Below are 26,200 nucleotides of genomic sequence, written 5' to 3'. Positions count from 1 at the left end.
GCCTCTACAGCCCCTATGCAGGGGCGTTATTACCGGGTTGCGCGGGGCGGCCAAACCTTCGGTTGGCTTTTACTTGCGCAGGCTCAATATTATACCGGCCGAGTACTTCATCTGTAATATCCACTAAATGTGCACATGCTACAATATTCCAGATCCGCGCTTCCAATTCGCGTGCCCGGTGGATGGCGTACATGCTTACATAGTTCATTTCTGCCTGTAGCATATCCATATCTGGCTTGCCGGTAGTGGTAAGCAATACATGTAGCGCAATAAACTGTCCTCTTCCCATGGCGTCATTAATAAAATTCAAGCGGGCTTCATCAGTGCTAAAACGCGTATCAAAGCGCGGCATCACAGCCATTTTGCTTTGTTTTTTGGCCGGGTCATACGCAATGTAAAGCTCCTGTCGCAAAGGCAATTGCTCGAGCTTTATTTGCTTAATGCCATGCTGGATGAATGGCGCTTCTAAATTACGGTCACGGAACATGAATTCAAAATTAAGCTGATGGCGCGGCGCAAAATGGGCTGCCACCTGATTGATACTTTCGTCACGTTGGCTGATAACAGCTGACTGCGGCAGATAACGTATGCCTTCCTTACCCATAACAAATGCCAGAGAGGGGATATTTCGCGCGTTAATGCAACGTAGGGCATGGCCTATACCGGCGATGTCTTCTTCTTCAGGGTAGGCTTTTAAGGCGTCTTTATTCTGCTTAATCAGGTTATCAAAGAACTGTCTGGCGACCTTACCGGTTTCACCATCACAGGCTTTCAAATGGAGTATATTTTTGTCTTCGTTATAGTACACGACCCGGTAGCGGAGCTTCATTACATCATACTGCTCAGTGAGCTCCTGAAGTTTGGGAAAACCGACTTCTACAATGGTGTCGGTTTCCCGGTCGAATTCGCGGGTAAGCTCAATACGTAACCCTCTGACCGAGATATCTTCACTTACCCCTTGCCAACTGTGTTCTCCATTTAACGACGTCATAACTAACTGACTACGCAATAAATAGCGTTTTTCCATACGCTGATCATGGTAACGATAGCGGTAGGTTGTAATGCTGGCAGGCGGGCGATTACGCGCATGCCCAAAAATTTTCAGATGCGACAGGTTACTACGATCATAGGTGTATTCACTGTAATGGCGCTGGCCGCTATCAGAAGTAATATCGGTAATATGAACAATAAACCGCAGGCTTTTGAGTCTGGCCATTAAGCGGGCTGAAGGGGCTTGGTTCTGCTTTTTAATTTTGCTGCTAACGCTATCGGGTATGGATAAGGGCGAATGCGCCTGTTCGGGCGACATGTCTGTCATAGTCAGTTTGAACACCCGCCAACTGGCTTTACGCGACCCAAAGCCAAGAAATACTCGTTTGAGCAAATCTTTTTCATCCAGCTCTATGGTTGAAGCCGAATAAAAGTAGACTTTGTCATTTTGTAAATGGGTAAAGGAAAATACGTAGAGCTCGCGATCACCTTTTGGTAACTTCACCAACTTGTTCAAGCGCTGTTGATTTACCAGATACCCCAGTTGCAGGGTATCGGCTTCATTAGTCCAGTAATCGAGTATATCGGTGTTGACCTCGTTGGTCATCGCGTAACGGGGGACTAGCTTACCTTCTTCAATACCGATAAACACCGGCACCGAAGGGCTTCGGGGGGATAAAAACTGTTCTACGGTTTTATTAAAAATAGCGTCGATGGTATTGCTCATATTGACTTTGTAGCGACGCTTATTACCGTGAATAAAGTTTTCCAGAAACGCATCAAACGGCGTGTCAGTATTTTCGCTATGGCGTTTAAGCATTAAATACTGATGATCGTTTTTAAATACCGTCTTGAGAACTTCGTAAACAATACCCTGTTTTTTGTCCATGGAAAATTCTTCTTCCAGCCCACGAAAGAAGATTTCAATAACTTCGCCAGTGCTGATTCTGGCATCCGGGGACAGTTTTATCTGTAAGCCTTCGGCGGAAATATCCACACTATTGCCGCGCCAGCTTTGCTGGTGATAAGTAATAACTTCCACCGTGACGGCAAAATTCATTCGCTCATGTTGGCGCCGGGCATAGGACAGTAGGTTAACCACCGGCACTGAGTATTTTTCAATTGGCATGGCCTGATTTGCAGTTGGCTTAGCCGCAGCCGCTTCACCGGCTTTATCGCGCATTACCCGATAATTATTTTCGGTTTCCATTACTGCTTCGTATACCCCAAAGGTAAACGTACCGTATAACGCTACCTGCTTTTCAAATGCTTTTATGGCAATGTCGTCGAGATAGTGTTTAATTCCGCCAAATTCGTACAGGCGACATTCACCTTGCACGTGGCCACGCAAATCGATTGAACGCACGCAAGGGCGGGCCAGCCGTTTGACTTCCATTTTAATTAAAAAGCGTCGCTCATTGGGTAGGCCAGGGGTCAGGTCACTGATTCTTTTAGAAAAGTCCGGGCTTGCCACATGGGGCTTAAGTTGTTCAATAATTCCAGCGTATTGGCGTAAATCGTCATTCATAGGCAGCTTTATAATTATATGAAGAGAGCTTGCTATTCACCTTTATCGGCAGTGCGAACATTCTCTGAAATTAGTTGTACATCTGATACATGAGTCCAGCATGCAGCTATACAGTTAACAGTGTAGAATACTCTGAAATGTTTGATGTGAAAATACTTTATGGCAAAACGCAAAACCGCTTACGTATGCGCAGATTGCGGCGCGCAGTTTCCCCGCTGGCAAGGTCAGTGTGGCGAATGTAAAGAATGGAATACCATTACCGAGTTTGTGGTGGCCCCGGCGACCAGTTCACCGCGGCAGGCAACCAGTGGTTACGCCGGGCAAACGCAGGCAAAAATTGAAACCCTCAATGCTATTGATTTGGAGGCGTTGCCTCGTTTTTCGTCGGGTTTTAAAGAACTCGATCGGGTGTTGGGTTCGGGAATTGTACCCGGCTCAGCGATTCTGATTGGCGGCTCGCCTGGCGCGGGTAAAAGTACGTTGTTGTTGCAGGTTATGTGCAATATGGCCAGTCAACACAATGCCCTGTATGTCACCGGGGAGGAGTCGTTACAACAGGTTGCCATGCGGGCCCGCCGGCTGGGTTTGCCAGACGACAAGCTGATGATGCTGGCCGAAACCAATGTTGAAACCATTTGCGAGTTGGCCTTACAGCATACGCCCAAAATTATGGTGATTGACTCAATTCAGGTAATGCATGTGGCTGATGTGCAGTCGGCCCCGGGCAGTGTTTCCCAGGTACGCGAAAGCGCAGCTTACCTTACCCGATTTGCTAAACAGCATCATATTGCGATGTTTATTGTCGGGCATGTCACCAAAGACGGTAATTTGGCCGGGCCGAAAGTACTTGAGCACTGTATCGATTGCTCAATGATGCTTGAAGGGGAAAGCGATGGCCGTTTTCGAACGCTGCGCAGTAATAAAAACCGGTTTGGGGCGGTGAATGAGCTTGGCGTGTTCGGTATGACAGAAAAAGGGCTAAAAGAGGTTAACAACCCCTCAGCCATTTTTTTAAGCCGGGGCGACAATCAGGCGCCGGGCTCAAGTGTAATGGTGATATGGGAAGGCACGCGACCGTTGCTGGTAGAAATACAGGCGTTGGTAGATTACTCGCAAATGGCTAATCCGCGGCGGGTGGCTGTGGGACTGGAACAAAACCGGCTGGCGATGTTGTTAGCGGTATTACATCGCCACGGTAATGTGCAAATGAACGATCAGGATGTCTTTGTCAATGTGGTGGGCGGCGTAAAGGTGGGTGAAACCGCTGCCGACTTAGCATTGCTGCTGGCGATTGTCTCAAGCTTCCGGAACAATGCCTTACCGCGGGAGCTTATTGTGTTTGGCGAGGTCGGCCTGGCAGGGGAGATTCGCCCGGTACCGAACGGTTCGGAGCGCATTACCGAGGCGGCAAAACATGGTTTTAAACGGGCCATCGTCCCCAAAGCTAACGCGCCCAAACACACGTTACCAGGAATTGAAGTGGTGCCGGTCTCTCAGCTTTCGGAGGCGCTCGAAGCGTTGTCGTAAATGGCATCCGTCAGGGCATCCAGATCCTGTTGAGAAAGCTGAGCGTCGCCGCTGTTTAATTCAATCAACTGACGTAATGCTGCCAGGCTTTCTACGGCAATATGATCTACCTTGCAGCCCATCGCGACGGTGGGCCTGCGCTGGTCAGTATGTCGATAAAGCTGTTCCAGCCAAGCTTCAATCCGAGCCGGGCCTGTGTCATCTAAAAACCTGATATGGTAAGGGTCATGGGAATCAAAGGGTAAAGACGCCAGCGCATGTTCGTCGGCAATCAGCCGTAAGCCTTGCAGTGAAACATCTTCTACTGTTACGGCAATGCTGGTGTCTCCATGTGACAGGGTGCCAGGTATATTTAGCACTACCCGCTGAAAGTGTCGTTTGTCGCTCATTGCGGACCTCCGTTGGTGTAAGGTTCTTTGTAAGCTATTGTGTATGCCAAGGTCAATCAGCTATTGCCTATTTTGCTATAAAACGTTCACGATGCTGCGCAATCCCGGGTATTCCCTATTGTTGCGCCATGACAAACCCTATATAGCTTTTGCATAGCAGAGCAAGTCGGTACCACTGAAGCCGCGTTCGGCAGGTAAAAAAATACCCCCTGAGAAGGAGGTATTTTACGCGCCGGGCGGCGCTATTTATTTTTTCGTCATGCGCTTATATTTGAGTCGATGAGGTTCAACTACCTCATGACCATAGGTTTCTTTCATCCAGCTTTCGTAATCAGTATAGTTTCCTTCAAAGAAGTTGATACTACCTTCATCACGGTAATCCAGAATGTGCGTCGCCACACGGTCCAAAAACCAGCGGTCATGCGATATCACCAGGGCGCAGCCTGGAAACTCAAGTAACGCATTTTCCAGCGCCCGCAGGGTTTCCACATCCAGATCGTTTGTAGGTTCATCTAACAGCAGCACATTACCGCCAGCTTTTAATAGCTTGGCTAAATGCACACGGTTACGTTCACCGCCCGACAAATCTTTGATGAATTTTTGCTGCGTATTGCCTTTGAAATTAAAGCGGCTGCAATAGGCGCGACTATTTATTTCAAATGTGCCGATTCGAATAACATCCTGGTCATCCGAGATTTCTTTCCACACTGTATTGTTTTCATTCATGTGGTCGCGAAACTGTTCAACACTGGCAATCTGGACGGTTTCACCAATATCGATGTTGCCGCTATCCGGTTGTTCTGCGCCGGTTAACATTTTAAACAAAGTAGACTTACCCGCCCCGTTAGGGCCAATAATGCCTACAATGGCGCCTTTGGGCACCTTGAAGTCCAGGTTGTCAATTAATACCCGTTCACCGTAAGACTTACTTAGTCCGGACACCTCAATAACTTTATCCCCTAAACGCTCCCCAGGTGGGATGAACAGCTCATTGGTTTCATTACGTTTTTGGTAGTCAGAGGTCGACATTTCTTCAAACCGGTTCATGCGCGCTTTGGATTTGGCGTGGCGGCCTTTGGGGTTAGAACGTACCCATTCGAGTTCTTGCTTGATAGATTTCTGGCGGGCGTTCTCAGTACGCTCTTCCTGTTCCAGACGTTGTTCTTTTTGTTCCAGCCAGGAAGAGTAGTTACCTTCCCAGGGGATCCCTTCACCCCGGTCAAGCTCCAGAATCCAACCCGCCACGTTATCCAGGAAATATCTATCGTGGGTAATCGCCACTACGGTGCCTTCATAGTCGTGCAGGAAGCGTTCTAACCACGCGACAGATTCAGCATCCAAATGGTTGGTAGGTTCATCCAGCAATAGCATATCGGGCTTTTCAAGCAGCAGGCGGCATAAGGCAACCCGGCGACGTTCACCACCCGACAGCGTACTGACATCGGCATCCCACGGCGGCAAACGCAGCGCATCTGCGGCGCGCTCTAATGCATTTTCCAGGTTATGGCCGTCTTTTGCCTGAATAATGGCTTCCAGTTCACCTTGTTCTTTGGCTAACGCGTCAAAGTCTGCGTCGGCTTCGGCATAGGCAGCATACACTTCGTCCAGCCGAGTCAGGGCGTGCGCCACATCGGCTACGGCTTCTTCAATATTGCCACGAACATCTTTTGATTCATCAAGTTGCGGTTCTTGAGGCAAATAGCCGATATTGATACCTGGCTGCGGGCGCGCCTCACCTTCTATTTCGGTATCCAAACCCGCCATAATACGCAGCAGGGTAGATTTACCGGCGCCATTTAAACCCAGCACACCAATTTTGGCGCCCGGAAAAAAACTTAATGAAATATTTTTAAGAATCTGACGGTTAGGCGGAACAATTTTACCTACCCGATGCATGGAATAAACGTACTGTGACATGCTTGGTCCTTGCCCTGATTAAAGGCCACTATTGTAATGCTTTTGGCACAGGTTTCACCAGTTAAGTCCGTATAAAGACGCGCCGTCTGCATAAAAATTAGCCGGATTGGCTAATTGCCGGATTTTTTGTGCTCTGGTGACAGGACGGCAAGGGCATTTTGCAGTAGCATATTGCCTACTGGCGAGAATTATCAATCAGAGGAATCTATGACCTCAGCAGGAAAAAAACGCTTTACGCTGGCCGAGTTGGCCGAGCATGTCGGCGCCCAGGTGCAAGGTGACGGGCAAACCTCTATTCGTGGCGTTGGTACGCTGGCTGGGGCCAATGCGCATCAGGTCTCTTTTCTGACCAACATAAAATATAAACCGCAGCTTGCCAGCACGCGCGCTGGCGCGGTTATCCTCCATGAAAAGGCCAGTGGTGCATGTCCTGTGCCTGCATTGATTCATGAAAATCCCCATGCTGCGTTTGCACGTATCGCCCAGTTGTTTGATACCACACCACAGGTGGCCTCCGGGATTGCCACTGATGCAGTGATTGCGCCTTCAGCTACGCTAGGGGCAAATGTGGCGCTGGGCCACAATGTAGTGATTGAAGATAACGTGGTATTGGGCGACAACGTTGTGGTAGGTGCCAATACGGTGGTTGGCAAAGGGGCGCAGATTGGCCAGGACACGACCATTTACCCGAATGTTACGCTTTATCATGGGGTAAAAATTGGCAAACGTGTCACCATTCATAGCCAGACCGTGATCGGAGCCTCTGGGTTTGGTTATGCCAATGATAAAGGCACGTGGATACCTATCCCGCAAACCGGCTCAGTGGAAATTGGCGATGACAGCCAGATTGGTGCGTCCAGCAGCATCGATCGCGGGGCAATGGAAGATACTATAATTGGTAAGAATGTGATTATTGATAATCAGGTCCAGGTGGGACACAACTGTATTATTGATGACCATTCGTGCATTTGCGGTGCTACCGGTATTGCCGGGTCAGTGAATATTGGCAAATACGTTATTATCGGTGGTGGCGTGGGCATTAATGGCCATATCAGCATTTGTGATAATGTTCAGGTAACCGGCTATACCATGATCGTGCAGGATATTACGGAACCTGGCTTGTATTCTTCTGGCCAACCCGCCATGAAGAATCTGGATTGGCGCAAGAACACGGTTCGCCTGAATCAGATAGGAAGTTTAGTTGAACGGGTGAAAGCATTGGAAAAAGCCAATCGCGATTGATCTTATTGCTGTCAACACATCTTACCACGGCCGATTCCGGTGAATCGGCCATAAAGCAGTATACATGCTGCCTAAAATGACTAGAATATGCGTTCATTTTGTTGCCATATCGAACGCTGTTAAGGAGCCTACATGTTACCTCGTGAAATGACGATTGCGGATTTTGATCCAGAGCTGGCGGATGCCATAGCCAAGGAAACAACCCGTCAGGAACATCATATTGAGCTGATTGCTTCTGAAAATTACTGTAGTCCCCGCGTAATGGAAGCACAGGGCTCGCAGCTGACTAACAAATATGCAGAAGGGTATCCTGGCAAACGTTATTACGGCGGATGTGAGCATGTAGATGTCGTAGAGCAATTGGCTATCGATCGGGCTAAACAGCTGTTCGGTGCAGACTATGCCAACGTTCAGCCACATTCTGGCTCACAAGCTAATGCAGCCGCTTTCATGGCGTTGCTTGACGCGGGCGATACGGTACTCGGTATGAGCCTGTCAGAAGGTGGCCACTTAACCCATGGTTCTCATGTTAACTTTTCCGGTAAAACCTATAATGCCGTGCAGTATGGGTTAAATGATGAAACCGGCGAGATTGACTACGCTCAGGTTGAAGCCCTGGCGCTGGAACACAAGCCAAAAATGATCATCGGCGGATTTTCTGCTTATTCAGGTATTGTGGACTGGGCTCGCTTTCGTGAAATCGCCGACAAAGTAGGCGCCTACCTGCTGGTAGATATGGCGCACGTAGCCGGTTTGGTGGCGGCGGGGGTTTATCCTAATCCATTACCCCACGCTCACGTGGTTACCACTACCACCCATAAAACACTGGCTGGCCCACGCAGTGGTTTAATTGTGTCGTCATGCGGTGATGAAACTATTTATAAAAAGCTGAACAGCTCGGTATTCCCGGGCAACCAGGGCGGCCCTTTGTGCCATGTTATTGCCGCTAAAGCCGTCGCTTTCAAAGAAGCTTTAGAGCCAGAGTTTAAAACCTATCAGCAACAGGTAGTGACTAACGCCAAGGCCATGGTAACGGTGATGCAGGAACGCGGCTACAAGATTGTATCCGGCGGCACTGACAACCATTTATTTTTACTGGATCTGATAGACAAAGATATTACCGGTAAAGATGCGGACGCCGCGCTGGGTCAGGCAAACATTACGGTGAATAAAAATTCTGTACCAAAAGATCCTCGTTCGCCATTTGTAACCAGTGGCCTGCGTATCGGTAGCCCTGCTATTACGCGGCGCGGCTTTAAACAGGAACAGGCCGAGCAGGTCGCTACCTGGATGTGTGACATTCTTGATAACATGGGTGACGAGAGCGTTATAGCCCGGGTTAAGCAGGAAGTCACTGACTTATGTAAACAATTTCCGGTTTACGCATAAGCCGTATTTTGGCGTTGTACTCCTTAATCGTCGGGGCAACGCCCCCGACCACAAGGATTTAGCATGTTTTGCCCATTTTGCTGCGAGCAGGAAACCAAGGTTATTGATTCTCGGCTGGTGACAGAAGGGCAACAGGTGCGTCGACGCCGTGAGTGTATGGTATGTCACGAGCGTTTTACCACCTTTGAAAGTGCAGAACTGGTGATGCCGCGGGTTATTAAACGTGACGGCTCCCGCGAACCATTTAACGAAGATAAGCTTCGCGCAGGTTTGCAGCGCGCCTTAGAAAAGCGGCCGGTTAGCACCGAAAAAGTGGAGCAGTGTATTTTATCGCTAAAATCACAGTTACGGGCAACGGGTGAGCGAGAAGTTTCCAGTGAATTATTGGGTAACTTAATCATGAATGCGTTGCGCGAACTCGATAAAGTCGCTTATGTGCGCTTTGCCTCTGTGTATCGCTCGTTCGAAGATATTCGCGAATTCGGTGAAGAAATTGCCCGGTTGGGTGATTGACTAGTATGACCAATTCTAGCGCCCTCAAGCACGCCGTAGCACAAGATTACTACTGGATGGCACAAGCCATTCAATTGGCTCGTCAGGGCCTGTATACGACTTCTCCTAACCCTCGCGTAGGCTGTGTTGTGCTAAATCAACACGGCGATAAAGTAGGAGAGGGCTACCATATCGCCGCCGGCACGCCGCATGCTGAAGTACACGCATTAGCGCAAGCTGCAGAGCAGGCTCGCCATGGTACGGCCTATGTTACCCTAGAGCCATGTAGCCACTTTGGGCGAACCCCGCCGTGTGCCGAAGCACTGATTCGAGCAGGCGTTGCGCGGGTAGTTGTGGCAATGACCGACCCTAACCCCCAGGTGAGTGGCCGTGGTATTGAAAAACTTCAACAGGCCGGTATCCAGGTTAGCTGTGATATTATGGCCGCCGAAGCTGGCGCACTAAATCGCGGTTTTATAAAAAGGATGGTCACCCAAAAGCCGTTTGTGACGTTAAAACTGGCGATAAGCCTGGATGGCAAAATCGCGCTGGCTAACGGCCAGAGTCAGTGGATAACCGGCCCGCAAGCGCGTAAAGATGTACAGCGCCACCGCGCTGCAAGTTGCGCAATACTGACCGGCAGTGGAACTGCTGCTATTGATAATCCCAGCTTATTAGTGCGGCCCTTACAGGCGGGATTTGAGCATTACCCACAGGCGCATATCAGACAGCCGTTGCGGGTAGTAATTGATAGCAAAGCGCGTCTTTCAGCAGGCCTGCAATTATTTAATGACGGCTATCCCACTGTTCAGGTGGTAGCAGACGATCTGCCGGCACAGGCAAACCAATTGCCGGTCGCCACCTGCGGTGAACACATTGATCTTACCCAGTTAATGCATATGCTGGCAGCGCGAAACCTGAACGAAGTATGGGTTGAAGGGGGTCCAACCCTGGCTGGTGCATTACTTATGGCTGGCGAAGTCGATGAGCTTATTGTGTACCAGGCGCCCAAGCTGTTGGGTGATCAGGCACAAAGTATGGTGACGCTACCGGGATTTGATAATCTGGCGCAGACGATTGAGCTGATGCCGGTAGAACAGGTCCAACTGGGCCAGGATCTGAAACAAACGTATCAGGTAAAATCACGCTAACCAACGGAAAATAAATCACCTATGTTTACAGGCATTGTGCAGGCATTAGGCACCATCAGTAAGCTGGACCGACGCGGCGAAGACATCCGCTTAACAGTTAATACCGGCCAGTTGGATATGTCGGATGTGGCGTTAGGCGACAGTATCTCGACTAATGGGGTGTGCCTTACCGTAGTGGAGTTTGGCGACACATATTATTGCGCGGATGTCTCGGCGGAAACCATTAAGTATACCGGGTTTGCGCATTACAAAGCAGGCTCCACGGTGAACCTGGAAAAGGCCATGCGGCCAACCGATAGGTTCGGCGGACACATCGTTTCAGGGCATGTGGATGGGGTGGGTACGGTAGCCAACATTATCCGGCACGCTAATTATGTCGAAGTATGGGTAACTGCGCCTGCGCAACTGGCCAAATACATAGCCCATAAAGGCAGTATTACGGTAGATGGTGTTAGCCTGACGGTAAATGAGGTTAATGGCGCGGACTTTATGCTATGGATTATTCCGCACACGTTACAGGAAACCGTTATCGGTACTTATCGTGCAGGTAGCAGTATAAACCTGGAAGTTGACGTGGTTGCCCGCTATCTGGAACGCTTGATGTTAGGCGATAAAGCAGCCCAGCCCAAAGCCTCTGGTATCGACATGGCGTTTTTAGCAGAAAACGGCTTTCTACGAAAATAATTTACCCTATAAAAGAACAGTTATGGCCTTAAATAATATAAAAGACATCATCGATGATATCCGTCAGGGTAAAATGGTAATCCTGATGGATGACGAAGACCGGGAAAATGAAGGCGACATTATTATGGCCGCCGAACATGTAACCCCCGAAGCTATCAATTTTATGGTAACCCATGCACGCGGCCTGGTGTGCTTACCTATGACACAGGAACGTTGCCAGCGCTTGAACCTGCCGTTAATGGTAGATAAAAACGGCGCGCAGTTTACTACCAACTTTACGGTGTCTATAGAAGCGGCGCAGGGGGTGACTACGGGCATCTCTGCGGCCGACCGTGCGACTACTATTCTGGCCGCCGTTAACCCGCAGGCGCAGGCCAAAGATATTGTTCAACCTGGTCATATATTTCCACTTATCGCCAAAGATGGCGGTGTTCTTAACCGTGCTGGCCACACCGAAGCCGGCGTCGATTTGGCGCGCTTAGCGGGGTGCGAACCGGCCTCTGTAATTGTGGAAGTCTTAAACGAAGACGGCACCATGGCCAGGCGGCCACAGCTGGAAACGTTCGCCCAAAAACATAACCTTAAAATTGGTACCATCGCCGATCTTATTGAGTATCGTAACTTAAACGAAACGACTATTAAGAAAGTGGCCCAGTGCAAACTGCCTACCGAATATGGCGAATTTGAACTACATACCTTTAAAGATGTCATTGATAACCAGGTGCACTTTGCGCTTAAAAAGGGTGAGGTGGACGCCCACACGCCCACCCTGGTACGGGTCCATTTGCATAATACATTAAGTGATTTATTGGGTTCGACACGCTCGATAAACCGGTCACTTACCTTGCCCGAAGGAATGCAGCAAATTGCCGAACATGGCGGCGTGCTGGTGGTGCTGGGCAAAGAAGAAGATCTGATAAGCCAGGTAGAACGCTTTGAAGCGGAAGACCAGGGGCAGCAGCCTGCGGGTAAAGAATGGCAGGGCTCTTCACGGACTATCGGAGTGGGTAGTCAGATTCTGGCCTCGCTGGGGGTACAAAAAATGCGTCTGCTCAGCAAGCCGATAAAATATCATGCGCTGTCAGGCTATGGCCTGGAAGTGGTGGAATACGTTCATCCTTAATATTCTACCCTGGCAGCAAAATTGCCGTGGGCGTGAAGAATAATCAATCCATTTTGTTTGTGCGTAGTTATGCTATACTGCGCGCCGTTTTTTCTCAGGGGTAAAGTCCATGCAGGTTATTGAAGGTAATATCAGAGCCACAGGCAAAAAATTTGCCATTATCGTTTCCCGGTTTAACAGTTTTGTAGTCGAAAGCCTGCTGGAAGGCGCGCTAGACACGTTGGAACGTCATGGTGAGGTAAGCGACGGCGATATTACTTTAGTACGTGTGCCTGGTGCCTATGAGCTACCTGTGGCAGCGAAGAAAATTGCTGAAAAAGGCCAGTTCGACGCAATTATTGCATTGGGCGCTGTGATCCGGGGCGGTACGCCGCATTTTGATTTTGTCGCTGGTGAATGCAATAAAGGTCTGGCTCAGGTATCGCTTGAATATGGTATCCCTGTTTCCTTTGGTGTTATCACCACCGATTCTATAGAACAGGCTATAGAGCGCTCAGGTACTAAAGCCGGTAACAAAGGTGCAGAAGCTGCCCTTGGTGCGCTGGAAATGGTAAATGTTGTTAGTGCTCTGGATAGCCTTTAAGTAAGGATTTTTTGTGAAAGTTTCAGCAAGACGCAAAGCCCGTGAACTCGCCGTGCAAGGAGTCTACTCCTGGCAAATGAGCAAAAATGATATCGCTCAGGTCGAGCTTGCATTGGCGACCAGCAACAATATGCATAAAGTAGACATGGTGTATTTCCAGGCGCTACTGCGTGGCGTTGCCAAGGATGCTTCCAGGCTGGACGCCGCAATGAAACCTTACCTTGGACGCTTGCCTGAAGAGCTTGACCCCATTGAAAAGGCTATTTTGCGGGTCGCCACCTATGAGCTGGTTGATCGCATGGATGTGCCGTACCGCGTGATAATTAACGAAGCCATCGAACTGGCGAAAATATTCGGCGCTGAAGAAAGCCATAAGTTTATTAATGGCGCGCTCGATAAAGCGGTTCGTAAGTTTCGTGAAAACGAACGGTAGCGCTCGCGGCAGAGCGTCTAGCTCTGCCAGGCTCAACATTCTCAACATTGTAGAATACTGTGAAAGAGTTTGATTTAATTGGCCGCTATTTTGTCGATGGCGGTTACCAGCGCAAGGACGTTGTAGTGGGTATCGGTGATGACTGTGCAGTCACCACGGTATCGCCCAATCAGCAATTGGCGATAACCACCGATACGCTGGTGGGCGGCGTCCATTTTTTAACTGATGCGCCCGCCCGTTCCGTGGCTTACAAAGCCGTCGCGGTAAACCTTAGTGATCTTGCTGCCATGGGTGCAGAACCTGCCTGGATAAGCCTATCCCTGGCCATGTCTGAAGTGGACGAAGCCTGGTTGGCGGACTTTGCCGAAGGTATGTACGATCTTACGCGCTATTATTCAGTACAACTGATTGGCGGAGACACCGTAAAGGGGCCGCTGTCGATGACCATTACCGCGCAGGGTTTTATCCCCCCAGGTAATGAACTGAAACGCTCTACGGCCCGGCCTGGCGACTGGATATTCGTTACCGGCACGTTAGGTGATGCAGCCGCGGGGCTGGATATTCTGACCCGCAAGCTGGATGTCGCTGACGGTATCCGTGATTATCTGATCGACCGGCATTTATATCCCACTCCTCGGGTGGCTACCGGCACGGCGTTACGCCGACTGGCGAGCGCCTGTATTGATGTATCCGATGGTTTTTTATCCGATCTGGGGCATATCCTGCGAAATTCCGGATGCGGGGCGAATGTACAGGTAGACCGTTTACCTATCTCCAGTCAATTGAACGATACGGTTGATGAAGATGAGGCATATCGCTATGCCCTGACCGGTGGCGATGACTATGAATTAATTTTCACAGTAAATGAAGAGCAAAAGGGCAACCTGGAAACGGCGTTGGCCAGCACCGGGGTAAAAGTTACCTGCGTAGGGCAGGTGACCGGCCATACCGATAAGCTCGATTTAAAATGTAAAAATGTGCCTTACACCGTTGAAGGCACCGGCTATGAGCATCAGTTCTGATGCAAAAGCAATACCGTGAGCGTGTATCGCTGAAAAACCCGGCTCACTTTTGTGCATTAGGGTTTGGCAGCGGGCTGATTCCTGTAATGCCCGGTACCTTTGGTTCACTTGCCGCTATTCCATTGCTCCTACTCACGCTCTCGCTGCCTGTATGGCTGTATATCGCGATTACGGCAGTTATAGCGGTGTTGGGTATTTATGTGTGTGGAAAAACTGCCACAGACATGCAAGTGCATGATCATGGTTCTATTGTGTGGGACGAGGTAGCAGGAATGTTCTGTACTTTCATCCTGGTACCGCTTACCCCAATACATTTACTGGCCGGATTCGTGTTATTTCGTATTTTCGATATTCTGAAGCCCTGGCCTATTTTTATCATTGATAAACGATTACATGGCGGCACCGGGATTATGCTTGATGATCTGTTGGCGGGATTTATGGCCTGTATTAGCTTGCACGCCATTTTATTCATCTGGCCGTTTTAAGCGAAGACTACCCTGCGCTTTGCCGACGAAGGCGCGGGTTCATGTTCTCCTATTTCGCATACCCATTATATATTGCATAGCCGCCTGCCGTATCAGTCATAAGCAAAGGGCGATGTCAGGCTCGTACTGTGCACTACTTATTACGTCTGCCCTCTAAAGATCCTCTTGCCGTTACGGAGTTACGTAACCTTTGCAGGTTTACTTCAAGGCGCATCGCCATGTAGCCCTACGCATTGTTCATGCATAAGCATGCCGGGCATTGAATTAATCTTCTGCCCGGTTCCTGATGCCAGCAATAAGCTTTCTCGTTTTTCGCTGCGCGCTACTTATGGATTGATTCTCAACGGAATGCTTTTGATGTAGAGCGCAGGGTGACGACAAGAATAAAAACATTATCCGCAGTCAAACCAGGCTCCATTTGCAGGTAAGTCGAGCTTCCGCTGGTCGGGTGTTCACCGCTATGCTTGTTCAACGTATTACAGGGTATCAACATAAATAGGCAGGCCTAAGCGCGATGATAACTATCGCTGAGGGGGGCTTGCAGCCATCGGTTTGTAACAATATAAGAGGAACAATATTGTACCGGCTTAGATCACCGGTTAAGAGTTACGAAACGCCCGGCGCGTAACGCGCCAGGGGATAGTTTTCACGCTAGCAGGATTTTACGCGGCCAGAAGATTGACCGGCGGCAGGTTCAGCGTGCCAGATAAGCCTCTATTTGACGCACAATGCCGTTGCCATCAAGTTCCAGCTGGGTATACATCTGTTCCTGTGTGCCTTGCTCTATAAATCGGTCCGGCAAGCCTAGTTGCAATGTATGCACCAGTCGCTTCTGCTGCTGCAGATACTCTACCACCCCGGCACCGGCGCCGCCTGCAATACAGCCGTCTTCCAATGTGACTAACAGCGCATGGTCAGTACACAGCGTATCAATCATTTCGCCATCAAGTGGCTTCACAAAACGCATATCAACTAACGTGGCATTAAGTTGTTCAGCGGCCTGTTCTGCATAAGGCAAAAGCGTGCCAAAGCTTAAAATAGCGACTTTCTGGCCATCACGTAACTTGCGCGCTTTACCTAATTCCAGTTCATGCATCTCGGTAGTCGGTATAATACCTTTACCGGCCCCGCGAGGGTAGCGCACCGCTGCCGGCATCTTCGCTTTATGGCCGGTGTACAGCATTTGCCGACACTCATCCTCATCAGCCGGCGCCATAATAATCATGTTGGGTATACAGCGTAAGAAGGCCAGGTCAAACGCCCCCTGGTGGGTTTGGCCATCGGCGCCTACAATGCCGGCGCGATCAACCGCAAACAGGACGGGTAATTCCTGTAAGGCTACATCATGAATCAGCTGGTCGTAGGCGCGCTGCAAGAAGGTCGAATAAATCGCTACCACCGCGTTGATACCTTCTTTAGCCAACCCAGCGGCATAGGTAACCGCGTGCTGCTCGGCAATCGCCACATCGCTATATTGCGCAGGATATTGCTGAGAAAACGCTACCATGCCGGAGCCCTCACGCATTGCAGGCGTGATTGCCATCAGCTTAGGATCCTGTTCAGCCATATCACAAAGCCATTGCCCGAAAATAGCGGAAAAGGTTGGCGATGTAGCTTTAGAGGCAGGCAGTGCATCATCAGCCGGATTGAACTTTGGCACCGCATGAAATTTTATCGGATCTTTCTCGGCCTGGGGATAGCCTTTACCTTTTCGGGTAACCACGTGCAACAACTGTGGGCCACTGAAGTTACGCATATTGCGCAGGGTATCTACCACCGTATTTACATCGTGACCGTCGATAGGGCCAATATAATTAAACCCGAGTTCCTCAAATATAGTACCCGGGACCACCATACCTTTAAGATGCTCTTCCGCCCGGCTGGCAAATTCTTTTATAGGCGGAACATTACTTAATAGCTTTTTACCGCCGTCGCGCATTTTATTGAAGAAATTACCGGTGAGCAAACGGGCCAGATGCGAGTTTAATGCCCCGACGTTTTCAGATATCGACATTTCATTATCGTTTAACACCACGACCATGTCTTTTTTGATATCACCAGCATGGTTCATTGCTTCAAAGGCCATCCCGGCGGTCATTGCGCCATCACCGATAACCGAGACAACTTTACGACCCAATCCTTCTTTTTCGGCGGCCACGGCCATGCCCAGCGCGGCGCTGATAGAGGTAGAGGAATGACCTACTGCGAAGGTGTCGTATTCACTTTCGCCCGGCCAGGGAAAGGGGTGTAAGCCGTTCTTCTGGCGAATGGTCTGCATTTTATCAGCCCGGCCAGTGATAATTTTATGTGGATAGGCTTGGTGCCCTACATCCCAAATTACCCGATCAAATGGGGTGTTATACACATAGTGTAAGGCCACCGTCAGTTCCACCGTCCCCAAACCCGAGGCAAAGTGACCACTGGTCTGGCTGACGCAGGTCAGCAGATACTGGCGAAGCTCGTCCGACAGTGTCTTTAGTTTGTCCTGCGGCAGCTTACGCAACTGATCAGGAGTCAGGCCTTTGGCCAGTGTTGGGTAATGGGTTAGCTCTAAACTCATTGGTTATTATTCTATGTCTTTTATAAGGGCGTCAGACTTAATGATTACGATTAACCATTAAGTCTGTGAACGCCGTTAAATATTGTGTATTGTAGGGTAAACCGGCTATGGCTTGAAGCGCCTCATCATGCAGCCGGGTTAATTCCTGCTTAGCGTTGGCCATACCGAGTAAGACCGGAAAGGTATTTTTGCCCTGGGCTACGTCAGAACCCTGAGGCTTACCTATTTCACTGGCATCGCCTTCAATGTCCAGAATGTCATCCTGAACCTGGAATGCCAGCCCGATGATATCGGCAAACCGGACAAATTGCTCGCGCTCTTGCTCGCTGACGGTAGCGCTGGTCAGGGTGATCATTTTCACACAGGCACATAACAAGGCGCCGGTTTTTAACCGATGCAAACGGGTTAGCGCCTCAATATCTATAGCGTTGCCCGTGCTCTGCAGATCAATTGCCTGGCCGCCACACATTCCCTGATAACCTGCGGCACTGGCTAATATTGATACCAGTTTGGCCCGTTGCGAGCTACCATAGTCAGACATCGGTTGGTCTGCCAGAATACTAAAGCCCAGCGTTTGCAATGCATCACCGGCTAAAATAGCAGTGGCTTCGTCAAAGGCCACATGACAGGTGGGCTGACCGCGCCGCAAATCATCATCATCCATTGCCGGCAAATCATCATGTACCAGCGAATAAGCATGCACACACTCTATAGCCATACTAATAGTAAGCTGGTCCTGACGTGGGATATCCAGGGTATTGCCCACCAGGTGGGTAAGCACCGGGCGCATTCGTTTGCCGCCTACCAGCAGAGCATGTTGCATCGCAGCTTTCAACCGGGGCGCATGATCCGGTAACTGTGAAATTAGCCGCAAAAGCTGCTCATCCGTCTGTTGTTTAATCTGCTGACGGAGCACATCAAAATTCATAGGGTTGCCTGTCAATACTATATTGCCACGGGGGCAGGGAAAGGGTAGAAGGTATCAGGAGGCCGTATTATCCGGTAAATCGGTCAGCTTCTCAGTACCTTGCTCTGCCAGCAGTATCTTTACTTTTTGCTCAGCTTGCTCAAGTGCCTGCTGACTGGCCCGGGACAGCGCAATACCACGTTCAAATTTCTGCAGGGCTTCAGCCAAAGGCAGGTCGCCGCTTTCCATTTGGGTGACAATGGCTTCGAGTTCTGACAGGCTTGCTTCAAATGAAGGGGCTGCTTTGGTGTCAGTCACGATAGTAATTCCACGGTTGTTTCAGATAGGCGCACATTAACCGACAGCACTGGGCCGGTCAAATGGTTTGTCCAGTCAATTCTACCTGGTGCCGGCAATATGCAAACGTTTGTGCATAAATACCTGACTATAGAAAAACAAACTGGCGAATAGCCTAATTGGTTATAGAATTTTAATACGAAGCCGATAGTATAGATGGCGTCCAATAAGCTGCGAGTTAAGCAGTTCTTTTTCAAAGCATAATAATCAAAGACTGAACGCCAGCAACGATTTCGTATAACGAGGATTTACGTGTGGATTTAGCAACCGTCATAGGCATGTTAGGTGGTATCGGGTTCATAGTCATGGCCATGATACTGGGTGGTGAACTTGGCATGTTCTTCGACGTCCCATCAGTACTGATTGTATTCGGTGGAACACTGTTCGTGGTGCTATCCCAATATACTCTGGGCCAGTTTTTTGGGGCCGGGAAAGTGGCGGGCAAAGCATTCATGTTCAAAATTGATACCCCAGATGACTTAATTGAAAAAATTGTAGAAATGGCGGATGCCGCACGAAAAGGCGGCTTTCTGGCTTTGGAAGAGGCCGAAATAAGCAACCCGTTCATGCAAAAAGGGGTAGACATGCTGGTGGATGGCCATGATATAGAAGTGGTGCGTGAAACACTGGCCAAAGATATTTCTATGACCACCGAACGCCACGAGTTTGGCGCTTCTATCTTTAAAGGCATGGGCGATGTTGCGCCAGCTATGGGCATGATAGGTACGCTGATTGGCTTGGTGGCTATGTTGTCCAACATGGACGACCCTAAGGCCATAGGACCGGCCATGGCAGTAGCCTTGCTCACCACACTTTACGGAGCCTTCTTAGCGAATGTTATCTGTCTGCCAATTGCTTCAAAGCTAACCAACCGGGTAGAAGAAGAAAAGCTTAACCAAAAGCTGATTTTAGATGGCATAGTAGGCATTGCTGATGGGCAGAACCCGCGGGTTATCGAAGGTATATTGAAAAATTACCTGGCGGCCAGTAAACGTGGCGGCACCGACGAGGAGTAAGCGATATGGCACAGCAAGAAGAATGCCCTAAATGTCCTCCCGAAGGGCTACCCGCCTGGATGGGCACCTTTGCTGACCTGATGTCATTGTTGATGTGCTTTTTTGTATTGTTGCTCGCCTTCTCGGAAATGGATGTGCTTAAATTCAAGCAAATCGCGGGGTCGATGAAGTTTGCGTTTGGTGTACAAAATAAAATCGAGGTAAAGGACATTCCCAAAGGGACCAGCGTTATCGCGATGGAATTTCGGCCCGGTAAACCGGATCCTACTCCTATCGAAACAATACAGCAGCAAACGATTGAAATGACGCAGCAAATGCTGGAGTTTCAGGCCGGCGATGAAGACTCTGCTGGCGGTCGGCAAAAACAGCGTGGTGAACAGCGGGGCGGCCAGGCCCAGCAAACCGCTACAGACCAAGCCTCATCGGCTGCGCAAAGTGCTGACCAGTCTGAAGTAGAAGAAATGATGAAGAAAGTCGCCGAGCAGCTGCAAAAGCAAATTTTGGATGGCTCGGTGGAAATGGAGAGCCTTGGCCAGCAGCTGACTATCCGGATTCGCGAAAATGGTTCATTTTCTGCCGGCTCTGCATTTTTACAACCGCAATTTAAACCTATTGTCAGAAAGATTGGCGAGCTGCTGGCAGACATGCCCGGCGAGGTAGAAATTTCTGGCCATAGCGATGGTCAGCACATTGCTAATGAACTGTATCGTTCGAACTGGGATTTGTCGTCACAACGCGCCGTGGCCGTGGCAGAGGAAATGCGCCGGGCCAAGGGCTTTGATGAAAGCCGAATGTCAGTGGTGGGCCGGGCCGACACCCAGCCGTTAGTCGAAAAAGCTAAAACCGCCGAAGATCGGGCCAGAAACCGGCGGGTTGAAATAAATATCAATCAAGGCAAACCTATGTTGTCAAAACCTATCTCGGTGATTGAACAGTAACGGTGACAGAAGGGTGACGGTGGCAGAAAAGTGACGCGCAACGGCCTCGCAGATAGAATAAAGCGTCATGCCCGTGCCCTTCTGGGCAAAGCAACAAAAAAGGCCTGTAAACCAGGCCTTTTTATTGACTGCAGGCAAACCTAGCCACGGACAATGGGCACCCGACACGCCGGCTTTGTAATAACCAACTGCACCGTACTGATAGTACGTTCTAAAAATCCGCCTTCACAATATTTCAGATAATATGTCCACATCCGCACAAAACGTTCATCATAGCCATCTGTTAGCAATTGCTCTTTTGCTTGCATAAATGCCCGGTACCAGTCGTCCAGAGTTTTGGCGTAGTCCAACCCAATATCTTCACTGTCGCGAATCATCATATCGCTGTGCTTTTTAAGCTGCTGGTTAATCACCAATTGCGAGGGCAAAAAACCACCTGGAAAAATGTACTTTTGGATAAAATCCACGCTATTAGCGTAGCTTTCATAGCGTCTGTCATCGATGGTAATTGATTGCAATACCATGATTCCATCACTTTTGAGTAACCGGCTGCATTGGTCAAAAAAGTTACCTAAATACCGTTTACCTACCGCCTCAATCATTTCTATAGACACCAGTTTGTCATAGCGGCCGGTCAGCTCACGGTAGTCTTTTTTGAGCAAAGTCACCTGGTCTTGCAAATTTTCTTTGGCCACCCATTCGCTGGCATAGGCATACTGTTCTTCGGAGATAGTAGTGGTAGTGACTTTACAGCCATAATGTTTGGCTGCAAACACCGCCAGCCCGCCCCAGCCGGTTCCTATCTCTATTAGGTGATCGGAAGGGCGAAGCTGGAGCTTATTGCATAACGTACGCAATTTATGTTGCTGGGCCTGAGCCAATGAGGCGTTGGCATCAGGGTAAATAGCGGCAGAATACATCATGCTATTATCTAAGAAGCGGGTATACAGGCGGTTACCCAAATCGTAATGTGCTTCAATGTTTTTCTTTGCCTGCTCAGCGGTATTGCTACGAAACAAATGCTGTATTTTATGAAGTGGCAAACTAATCCATTTAAATTTGTCTTCCCAGGTATCCAGAAAACCAAGATTGCGGGCAAATATCTGAATAACAGACGTTAGATCCGGCGTGGTCCACAGCTCATCCATATAGGTTTCGCCCGCTGCAATGCTGCCACCGAGAAGCAATTGACGATAGGCTGTTATTGCCTGGATATCGATAACCGCCTTTAAGCTATCGTCAACATTGCCGTAACGGGCTACACAATTGCCTTGTTCCCTGATTTCCATATGCCCCTGCGGTAATAAGGACATCAGTTTTAAAAATAAGGTACGGCAGCTTTTATCTATAACCGAACCGGTAGGGGCTAAAGATGCCACTGTTTCACCGTGAGCCATGGTCTCATCCTGGTTTTTCTAATTACTAATTATTGGGGTGCGAATAAACCGGCGTTCGCTTTAGCCAAAGCTTTAACGCTTGCCAGTAAATGCCGGTAACTGTTTTTACCGTCATACTTGGTATTTTAAATAACGCCGCTTTCAAACTCTGCGAAGTCAGCGGGGCGCGATGAAGCTGTAAACCTGCACTGAAGTCACGGTCTTGCTGATGGCAGTCCATGGTCATCGCAAATTTGGCCGCTGGCTGGCTAATCCGCCATTTGTACGTCATATCCATTGGATTAAAGGGCGACACATGGAAGGCTTTTTGGGTGTCGTCCTGCGTAGCCATATCGACCAGATAATAATGCCGTTCATGCCACGGCGTATTGGATACTTCCGCGAGCATGTGAGTAAATAAGCTGGCGCCAGCTGGCCTAACAAAGTAAAAATTAACCGGGCTGAAATACATCCCAAATGTGCGTAATTGCCCCAACATACAAACCTCACAAGCAGGTTGCATATCAGCAGTACCATTATCGCTGGCGGCAGGCTTAAATGAAGGCCCGCCAAGTTGCACAATTTTGTTAAGCACCGCCTGCTTCACATTGCCATTGTGAATACCCAGATAATCAGTACTACGAAACTGCACAAGAGCCCGATGCATGAACGAAAAATGTTTAACGCTACTCTCAAGTCGTTCCAACTCATCTAAATTCAACCAGAACAGATGAATCTGATAGCTAAACCGATGCTGGGTTGGCCTGAACCGTTCATGATAGACCGTACCGCTGTACAGGGCGCTAGGACTCACAAGGTAACTCCAAAGCGAGCGGTCACATCCAGGGCGCTTCTCACGCCATCTTCATGAAAGCCGTTGTACCAGTAAGCACCGCAAAAATGCAGATTATCCTGACCACAAATTTCCTGCCGTCGCTGCTGGGCATCGACCATGCGCTGACTAAATTGCGGATGCGCGTAAGAGTAGCGACCCAGAATCTTGCTGCTATCAATGGCCTGAGCATTATTAAGCGTGACACAAAAGGTCACTGGCGCCGCCTCAAGTCGCTGCAAAATGTTCATATTGTAGGTCACTGCTGCGGGAGCCAATGCTTCATCGATATCTTCAGATAGCCGATAATTCCAACTCGCCCACGCCAGCTTACGGGCTGGCAGCTGGTTGATGTCGGTATGCATTACCACTTCATTTTGGCTGTAAGGGATAGCCGACAAGATAGCGCGTTGGGCGGCGGTGGGGCGGTCCAGCAGCGCCAATGCCTGGTCACTGTGACAAGCAAAAATAACCTGATCAAACACGTCACTGCCCTGGGTGCTGTTGATCTGCCAGCCATCGGTAACCCGAGTTACCTGGTTAACTGCACAGCGAAGCCGTATGTTGTCAGCAAACCCTCTGGTCAGCGGGGCAATGTAGGAAGAAGAGCCGCCGGGCAGCGTATACCATTGTGGTCTGTCGCTGACATTAAGTAGCCCATGGTTATTAAAAAATTGCAGAAAAAACTGTAAGGGGAACGCGCGGGTTTGGGCCAAACTGGCAGACCAGATTGCTGCACACATTGGCAGAATATAAAAATTGGCAAAGTCGTCGCTAAGGTTAAGCTCTTGCACGTAACTGTAAAGGGTTTTGCCAGTCACATCGGCATTTTGCGCCACCAGCTTCTTACAGGCTTTGTTAAAGGTGAGGATATCACGAACGATGCGCCAGAAACGTGGCCGCAGTAGATTACGACGCTGGGCAAACAACGTATTCAGGTTATTGCCATTGTATTCAATCTTCGACTTGTCTGCTTTAACCGAAAAACTCATTTCGGTAGGCTGACGAGCCACCCCAAGCTGGTCCATCAGCTTTATGAAATTAGGATACGTCCAGTCGTTAAATACAATAAAGCCGGTATCTATAGCGTACTGCCGGCCTTCAACTTCAACCTGTTTAGTAGCAGTGTGCCCACCGATATAATCGTTCGCTTCGTAAACGGTAACAGCATGTTTTTGATGCAGCAGATGAGCACAGGTTAAACCGGAAATTCCTGTTCCGATAACAGCAACCTTTTGTTTTATCATTTGTTGTTCTCTTACTGCTTATTACGCATAGTTAAGGATAGCTTTCTTTGCACGGAGGTGGGAAGAATATGTAAAAAACGCATAATCAGGCCAAACCGGGTGGGGAAAAAAATACTCTTACGATTCTTTTCAATACCGTATAGCAAATCACTGGCCGCTTTATCTACTTTGATCATCATAGGCATGTCAAAATCGTTTTTATCGGTAAGCGGGGTTTCTACGAAACCAGGAGAGACGGCTTGTACCTTCACTCCTTTATCCCATAAATCTACCTCAAGTGATTTGGTGAAATAATGCAATGCTGCTTTACTTGCACCGTATGCCTCACTGCGAGTAAAGGGGGCCAGCCTGGCCATACTGTCCACTATAACCAGCTTCTTACCTTTATTGAGCGACGGTAATAAACCGTTTACGCAATTCACCACGCCAAAAAAGTTAGCTTCAAACACGCGCTTGAACATAGCTGGCTCAAACTCGTCTATATCTACGTATTCACAGGTACCGGCGTTTAGCACGGCTATGTCATAGGAGGCCTCAGCTAAGGCAGCAGCAGTTTGTGCCTGATCGGTAATATCAAACCGTAAAGAAGAAATGTTGTCTTGCTGACTTAGAATATCTAGCTTGTCCTGATTGCGTCCACAGGCAATAACCTGGTAGCCCTTAGCTGCTGCCAGTTTGGCTAACGCTTCGCCGATGCCCGATGTGGCGCCGGTGATTAACATAGTGCTCATGAACGCAACTTCCTCTTTATTTGAATAATAAACCACCTTAGCACCGGCACATGTTCATACACCATTTCGCCCATATCGTAATAATCACGATGATAATAAAAGCCACCCTCGTTTTGCTTTAACTTGGTAATACCCTCAAGTGTTATCACTTTGTGTGATTTCTTTAAGGTTAGCGCCATGGTCCAGGACAGCACATAGCTAATATTTTCCTGGTTAGGTTCACACGGCATTATGTTGTGTATATCAAATTTGCACGAAGTCGCGTGTTTCTTCAGCTTAGCGAAATACAGCTGAACCTGCGAAAGCCCATGGTGATGGTCTATCGGGTCTATGAATTCTACATCTGTAGTGTAAATTTTTGTTAAATCTTCAGATGAAATTTTTGTAAGGTCCCGATATTGCGTACAAAATGATTCGATGAGCGACATAAGCAGCTTTTTGTAAAATGTATAAAAGCGTTACCCAAAATTTCACACATGGGATCAGCATTGCGGAAAATTTGTACTTTGCCGGGAGCGGCCCGGTACGATCCAATTTATATTTTCGGGCGTAATCAGCCTCAATATTTCGTTAATTTTGCTGTGTAATGTCTCACCAAAACCTGCCTTTGTTCCCTCTATCTGCGCACCTGATGCCAGGCGGAAGAATGTCGCTTCGAATCTTCGAGCCGCGGTATATAAGGATGGTGAAGCAAGTATGTGCTAACAATAGCGGTTTTGTAATGTGTATGTTAAATGCCCATGGGGATGCGCAGGCCAACCAGCATATTTATTCAATTGGTACGTTTGCACAAATAATTGATTTCGAATTATTAGAAGATGGGTTGCTTGGCATAAAGGTTGCTGGAGTATCTAGTGTAGAGGTTGAGAATATTGTCACCGAGTCCGATGGACTAAGAGTAGGTGAGTGCCGCAAGATGAAGTCATGGCAATGCAATATTCCTTCCGAACAAATTTCACCTATGGTTGAAAGGTTAAACGAGATATTTGAGCGCTATCCGGATCTTCGCTCGCTGTATGAGCAACCAGAATTTGAGAACCCGTATTGGGTGTTGAACAGATGGTTAGAACTGCTCCCGGTAGACGCCAAACAGAAACAGTATTTTCTGGCACAGCATAACTGCAACGCATTGCTGAATTACTTAAGTGCCTTGGTTTGAAAACATGCATTATTATGCTTACTGGCAAACCTGAAGTTTGATTTATACTGAAGATTCTGGAACGTCACTTTAACCTTTCGCTCGTAGATAATTATCACCAGATAGGAACGCGGACGAAGCTT

25 protein-coding genes are annotated in these 26,200 nt (G+C 48.8%); 14 read left to right on the top strand and 11 right to left on the bottom strand.

The window, feature by feature from the left end; genetic code table 11:
- Positions 1-13 precede the first annotated feature (13 nt).
- Positions 14-2,518 carry a PilZ domain-containing protein gene (locus D0Y50_RS13055; RefSeq protein ID WP_117317328.1) on the bottom strand — a complete coding sequence of 835 codons (2,505 nt, stop codon included), beginning with the start codon at positions 2,516-2,518 and terminating at the stop codon, positions 14-16.
- A 159-nt stretch (positions 2,519-2,677) separates the two neighbouring features.
- On the opposite strand from D0Y50_RS13055, the gene radA reads away from it, so the two are divergent.
- Positions 2,678-4,045, top strand: a complete 1,368-nt coding sequence (radA, locus tag D0Y50_RS13050) for a DNA repair protein RadA (RefSeq protein WP_108566060.1) — start codon at positions 2,678-2,680, stop codon at positions 4,043-4,045.
- Here radA and D0Y50_RS13045 read toward each other — a convergent pair.
- Positions 4,012-4,434 (bottom strand): PilZ domain-containing protein, encoded by a 423-nt coding sequence (locus D0Y50_RS13045; protein ID WP_108566061.1) that lies wholly within the window; start codon positions 4,432-4,434, stop codon positions 4,012-4,014. The two genes, radA and D0Y50_RS13045, sit on opposite strands and share 34 nt — an antisense overlap.
- Before the next feature lie 246 nt (positions 4,435-4,680).
- A complete protein-coding gene (gene ettA / locus D0Y50_RS13040) occupies positions 4,681-6,351 on the bottom strand; it encodes an energy-dependent translational throttle protein EttA (RefSeq protein WP_108566062.1) in 1,671 nt (556 codons plus the stop codon).
- 207 nt (positions 6,352-6,558) lie between these two features.
- Between ettA and lpxD the strand changes: the two genes are divergently transcribed.
- From lpxD to D0Y50_RS12990, 10 genes are all read left to right on the top strand, one after another.
- Complete coding sequence (lpxD, locus tag D0Y50_RS13035; RefSeq protein ID WP_108566063.1) at positions 6,559-7,593, top strand: UDP-3-O-(3-hydroxymyristoyl)glucosamine N-acyltransferase; 1,035 nt, start codon at positions 6,559-6,561, stop codon at positions 7,591-7,593.
- Between the two features lie 132 nt (positions 7,594-7,725).
- Positions 7,726-8,982 carry a serine hydroxymethyltransferase gene (glyA, locus tag D0Y50_RS13030; RefSeq protein ID WP_108566064.1) on the top strand — a complete coding sequence of 419 codons (1,257 nt, stop codon included), beginning with the start codon at positions 7,726-7,728 and terminating at the stop codon, positions 8,980-8,982.
- A 63-nt stretch (positions 8,983-9,045) separates the two neighbouring features.
- Positions 9,046-9,495: a transcriptional regulator NrdR gene (gene nrdR / locus D0Y50_RS13025; RefSeq protein WP_108566065.1), complete on the top strand. Its 450-nt coding sequence runs from the start codon at positions 9,046-9,048 to the stop codon at positions 9,493-9,495.
- A gap of 5 nt (positions 9,496-9,500) precedes the next feature.
- On the top strand, positions 9,501-10,625 hold the full coding sequence (ribD, locus tag D0Y50_RS13020; protein WP_108566066.1) for a bifunctional diaminohydroxyphosphoribosylaminopyrimidine deaminase/5-amino-6-(5-phosphoribosylamino)uracil reductase RibD: 1,125 nt from the start codon (positions 9,501-9,503) through the stop codon (positions 10,623-10,625).
- A gap of 21 nt (positions 10,626-10,646) precedes the next feature.
- The gene (locus D0Y50_RS13015) at positions 10,647-11,309 is read left to right on the top strand and encodes a riboflavin synthase (protein WP_108566067.1); all 663 of its coding nucleotides are present in this window, start codon (positions 10,647-10,649) and stop codon (positions 11,307-11,309) included.
- Positions 11,310-11,331: 22 nt separating this feature from the next.
- The gene (ribBA, locus tag D0Y50_RS13010) at positions 11,332-12,432 is read left to right on the top strand and encodes a bifunctional 3,4-dihydroxy-2-butanone-4-phosphate synthase/GTP cyclohydrolase II (RefSeq protein ID WP_108566068.1); all 1,101 of its coding nucleotides are present in this window, start codon (positions 11,332-11,334) and stop codon (positions 12,430-12,432) included.
- 109 nt (positions 12,433-12,541) lie between these two features.
- On the top strand, positions 12,542-13,015 hold the full coding sequence (gene ribH / locus D0Y50_RS13005) for a 6,7-dimethyl-8-ribityllumazine synthase (protein WP_108566069.1): 474 nt from the start codon (positions 12,542-12,544) through the stop codon (positions 13,013-13,015).
- Positions 13,016-13,028: 13 nt separating this feature from the next.
- The gene (nusB, locus tag D0Y50_RS13000; protein ID WP_108566070.1) at positions 13,029-13,448 is read left to right on the top strand and encodes a transcription antitermination factor NusB; all 420 of its coding nucleotides are present in this window, start codon (positions 13,029-13,031) and stop codon (positions 13,446-13,448) included.
- A gap of 59 nt (positions 13,449-13,507) precedes the next feature.
- Positions 13,508-14,470, top strand: coding sequence for a thiamine-phosphate kinase (thiL, locus tag D0Y50_RS12995; RefSeq protein WP_117317326.1), 963 nt, complete (start codon positions 13,508-13,510; stop codon positions 14,468-14,470).
- Complete coding sequence (locus D0Y50_RS12990; RefSeq protein WP_108566072.1) at positions 14,470-14,955, top strand: phosphatidylglycerophosphatase A family protein; 486 nt, start codon at positions 14,470-14,472, stop codon at positions 14,953-14,955. Before thiL ends, D0Y50_RS12990 begins: the two co-directional genes overlap by 1 nt.
- Before the next feature lie 694 nt (positions 14,956-15,649).
- Here D0Y50_RS12990 and dxs read toward each other — a convergent pair.
- The 3 genes from dxs to xseB are packed head-to-tail and all read right to left on the bottom strand — an operon-like array spanning position 15,650 to position 18,740.
- Entirely contained in the window at positions 15,650-17,515 is a 1,866-nt protein-coding gene (dxs, locus tag D0Y50_RS12985) for a 1-deoxy-D-xylulose-5-phosphate synthase (RefSeq protein WP_117317324.1), read from the bottom strand.
- 37 nt (positions 17,516-17,552) lie between these two features.
- Positions 17,553-18,443, bottom strand: coding sequence for a farnesyl diphosphate synthase (locus D0Y50_RS12980; protein WP_117317323.1), 891 nt, complete (start codon positions 18,441-18,443; stop codon positions 17,553-17,555).
- 54 nt (positions 18,444-18,497) lie between these two features.
- Positions 18,498-18,740, bottom strand: coding sequence for an exodeoxyribonuclease VII small subunit (gene xseB / locus D0Y50_RS12975; RefSeq protein WP_108566075.1), 243 nt, complete (start codon positions 18,738-18,740; stop codon positions 18,498-18,500).
- 293 nt (positions 18,741-19,033) lie between these two features.
- Between xseB and pomA the strand changes: the two genes are divergently transcribed.
- Positions 19,034-19,795, top strand: a complete 762-nt coding sequence (gene pomA / locus D0Y50_RS12970) for a flagellar motor protein PomA (protein ID WP_108566076.1) — start codon at positions 19,034-19,036, stop codon at positions 19,793-19,795.
- 5 nt (positions 19,796-19,800) lie between these two features.
- Positions 19,801-20,733: a flagellar motor protein MotB gene (locus D0Y50_RS12965; protein WP_108566077.1), complete on the top strand. Its 933-nt coding sequence runs from the start codon at positions 19,801-19,803 to the stop codon at positions 20,731-20,733.
- A gap of 140 nt (positions 20,734-20,873) precedes the next feature.
- On the opposite strand, the gene D0Y50_RS12960 is transcribed toward D0Y50_RS12965, so the two are convergent.
- The 5 genes from D0Y50_RS12960 to D0Y50_RS12940 are packed head-to-tail and all read right to left on the bottom strand — an operon-like array spanning position 20,874 to position 25,347.
- Positions 20,874-22,130, bottom strand: a complete 1,257-nt coding sequence (locus D0Y50_RS12960; protein ID WP_108566078.1) for an SAM-dependent methyltransferase — start codon at positions 22,128-22,130, stop codon at positions 20,874-20,876.
- A gap of 25 nt (positions 22,131-22,155) precedes the next feature.
- Positions 22,156-22,923, bottom strand: a complete 768-nt coding sequence (locus D0Y50_RS12955; RefSeq protein ID WP_117317321.1) for a DUF1365 domain-containing protein — start codon at positions 22,921-22,923, stop codon at positions 22,156-22,158.
- Positions 22,920-24,185, bottom strand: coding sequence for an NAD(P)/FAD-dependent oxidoreductase (locus D0Y50_RS12950; RefSeq protein ID WP_108566138.1), 1,266 nt, complete (start codon positions 24,183-24,185; stop codon positions 22,920-22,922). The genes D0Y50_RS12955 and D0Y50_RS12950 overlap by 4 nt, the downstream gene beginning before the upstream one ends.
- A gap of 14 nt (positions 24,186-24,199) precedes the next feature.
- Entirely contained in the window at positions 24,200-24,919 is a 720-nt protein-coding gene (locus D0Y50_RS12945; RefSeq protein WP_117317318.1) for an SDR family NAD(P)-dependent oxidoreductase, read from the bottom strand.
- A complete protein-coding gene (locus D0Y50_RS12940) occupies positions 24,916-25,347 on the bottom strand; it encodes a nuclear transport factor 2 family protein (protein WP_108566081.1) in 432 nt (143 codons plus the stop codon). Before D0Y50_RS12940 ends, D0Y50_RS12945 begins: the two co-directional genes overlap by 4 nt.
- Positions 25,348-25,505: 158 nt before the next feature.
- Between D0Y50_RS12940 and D0Y50_RS12935 the strand changes: the two genes are divergently transcribed.
- On the top strand, positions 25,506-26,078 hold the full coding sequence (locus tag D0Y50_RS12935; RefSeq protein ID WP_117317316.1) for an LON peptidase substrate-binding domain-containing protein: 573 nt from the start codon (positions 25,506-25,508) through the stop codon (positions 26,076-26,078).
- Positions 26,079-26,200 lie beyond the last annotated feature (122 nt).

The sequence above is a fragment of the Salinimonas sediminis genome (assembly GCF_003429285.1).
Taxonomy (GTDB): domain Bacteria; phylum Pseudomonadota; class Gammaproteobacteria; order Enterobacterales; family Alteromonadaceae; genus Alteromonas; species Alteromonas indica.
The sequence above is the reverse complement of the archived record's forward strand: the minus strand, read 5'-3'. Positions and strand labels throughout refer to the sequence as shown.

What these genes read in the sequence shown, in the direction of transcription:
- D0Y50_RS13055 (WP_117317328.1), bottom strand. Translation starts at nt 2,518, where the DNA reads ATGAATGACGATTTACGCCAATACGCTGGAATTATTGAACAACTTAAG.
- radA (WP_108566060.1), top strand. Translation starts at nt 2,678, where the DNA reads ATGGCAAAACGCAAAACCGCTTACGTATGCGCAGATTGCGGCGCGCAG.
- D0Y50_RS13045 (WP_108566061.1), bottom strand. Translation starts at nt 4,434, where the DNA reads ATGAGCGACAAACGACACTTTCAGCGGGTAGTGCTAAATATACCTGGC.
- ettA (WP_108566062.1), bottom strand. Translation starts at nt 6,351, where the DNA reads ATGTCACAGTACGTTTATTCCATGCATCGGGTAGGTAAAATTGTTCCG.
- lpxD (WP_108566063.1), top strand. Translation starts at nt 6,559, where the DNA reads ATGACCTCAGCAGGAAAAAAACGCTTTACGCTGGCCGAGTTGGCCGAG.
- glyA (WP_108566064.1), top strand. Translation starts at nt 7,726, where the DNA reads ATGTTACCTCGTGAAATGACGATTGCGGATTTTGATCCAGAGCTGGCG.
- nrdR (WP_108566065.1), top strand. Translation starts at nt 9,046, where the DNA reads ATGTTTTGCCCATTTTGCTGCGAGCAGGAAACCAAGGTTATTGATTCT.
- ribD (WP_108566066.1), top strand. Translation starts at nt 9,501, where the DNA reads ATGACCAATTCTAGCGCCCTCAAGCACGCCGTAGCACAAGATTACTAC.
- D0Y50_RS13015 (WP_108566067.1), top strand. Translation starts at nt 10,647, where the DNA reads ATGTTTACAGGCATTGTGCAGGCATTAGGCACCATCAGTAAGCTGGAC.
- ribBA (WP_108566068.1), top strand. Translation starts at nt 11,332, where the DNA reads ATGGCCTTAAATAATATAAAAGACATCATCGATGATATCCGTCAGGGT.
- ribH (WP_108566069.1), top strand. Translation starts at nt 12,542, where the DNA reads ATGCAGGTTATTGAAGGTAATATCAGAGCCACAGGCAAAAAATTTGCC.
- D0Y50_RS12990 (WP_108566072.1), top strand. Translation starts at nt 14,470, where the DNA reads ATGCAAAAGCAATACCGTGAGCGTGTATCGCTGAAAAACCCGGCTCAC.
- dxs (WP_117317324.1), bottom strand. Translation starts at nt 17,515, where the DNA reads ATGAGTTTAGAGCTAACCCATTACCCAACACTGGCCAAAGGCCTGACT.
- D0Y50_RS12980 (WP_117317323.1), bottom strand. Translation starts at nt 18,443, where the DNA reads ATGAATTTTGATGTGCTCCGTCAGCAGATTAAACAACAGACGGATGAG.
- D0Y50_RS12965 (WP_108566077.1), top strand. Translation starts at nt 19,801, where the DNA reads ATGGCACAGCAAGAAGAATGCCCTAAATGTCCTCCCGAAGGGCTACCC.
- D0Y50_RS12960 (WP_108566078.1), bottom strand. Translation starts at nt 22,130, where the DNA reads ATGGCTCACGGTGAAACAGTGGCATCTTTAGCCCCTACCGGTTCGGTT.
- D0Y50_RS12945 (WP_117317318.1), bottom strand. Translation starts at nt 24,919, where the DNA reads ATGAGCACTATGTTAATCACCGGCGCCACATCGGGCATCGGCGAAGCG.
- D0Y50_RS12940 (WP_108566081.1), bottom strand. Translation starts at nt 25,347, where the DNA reads ATGTCGCTCATCGAATCATTTTGTACGCAATATCGGGACCTTACAAAA.
- D0Y50_RS12935 (WP_117317316.1), top strand. Translation starts at nt 25,506, where the DNA reads ATGTCTCACCAAAACCTGCCTTTGTTCCCTCTATCTGCGCACCTGATG.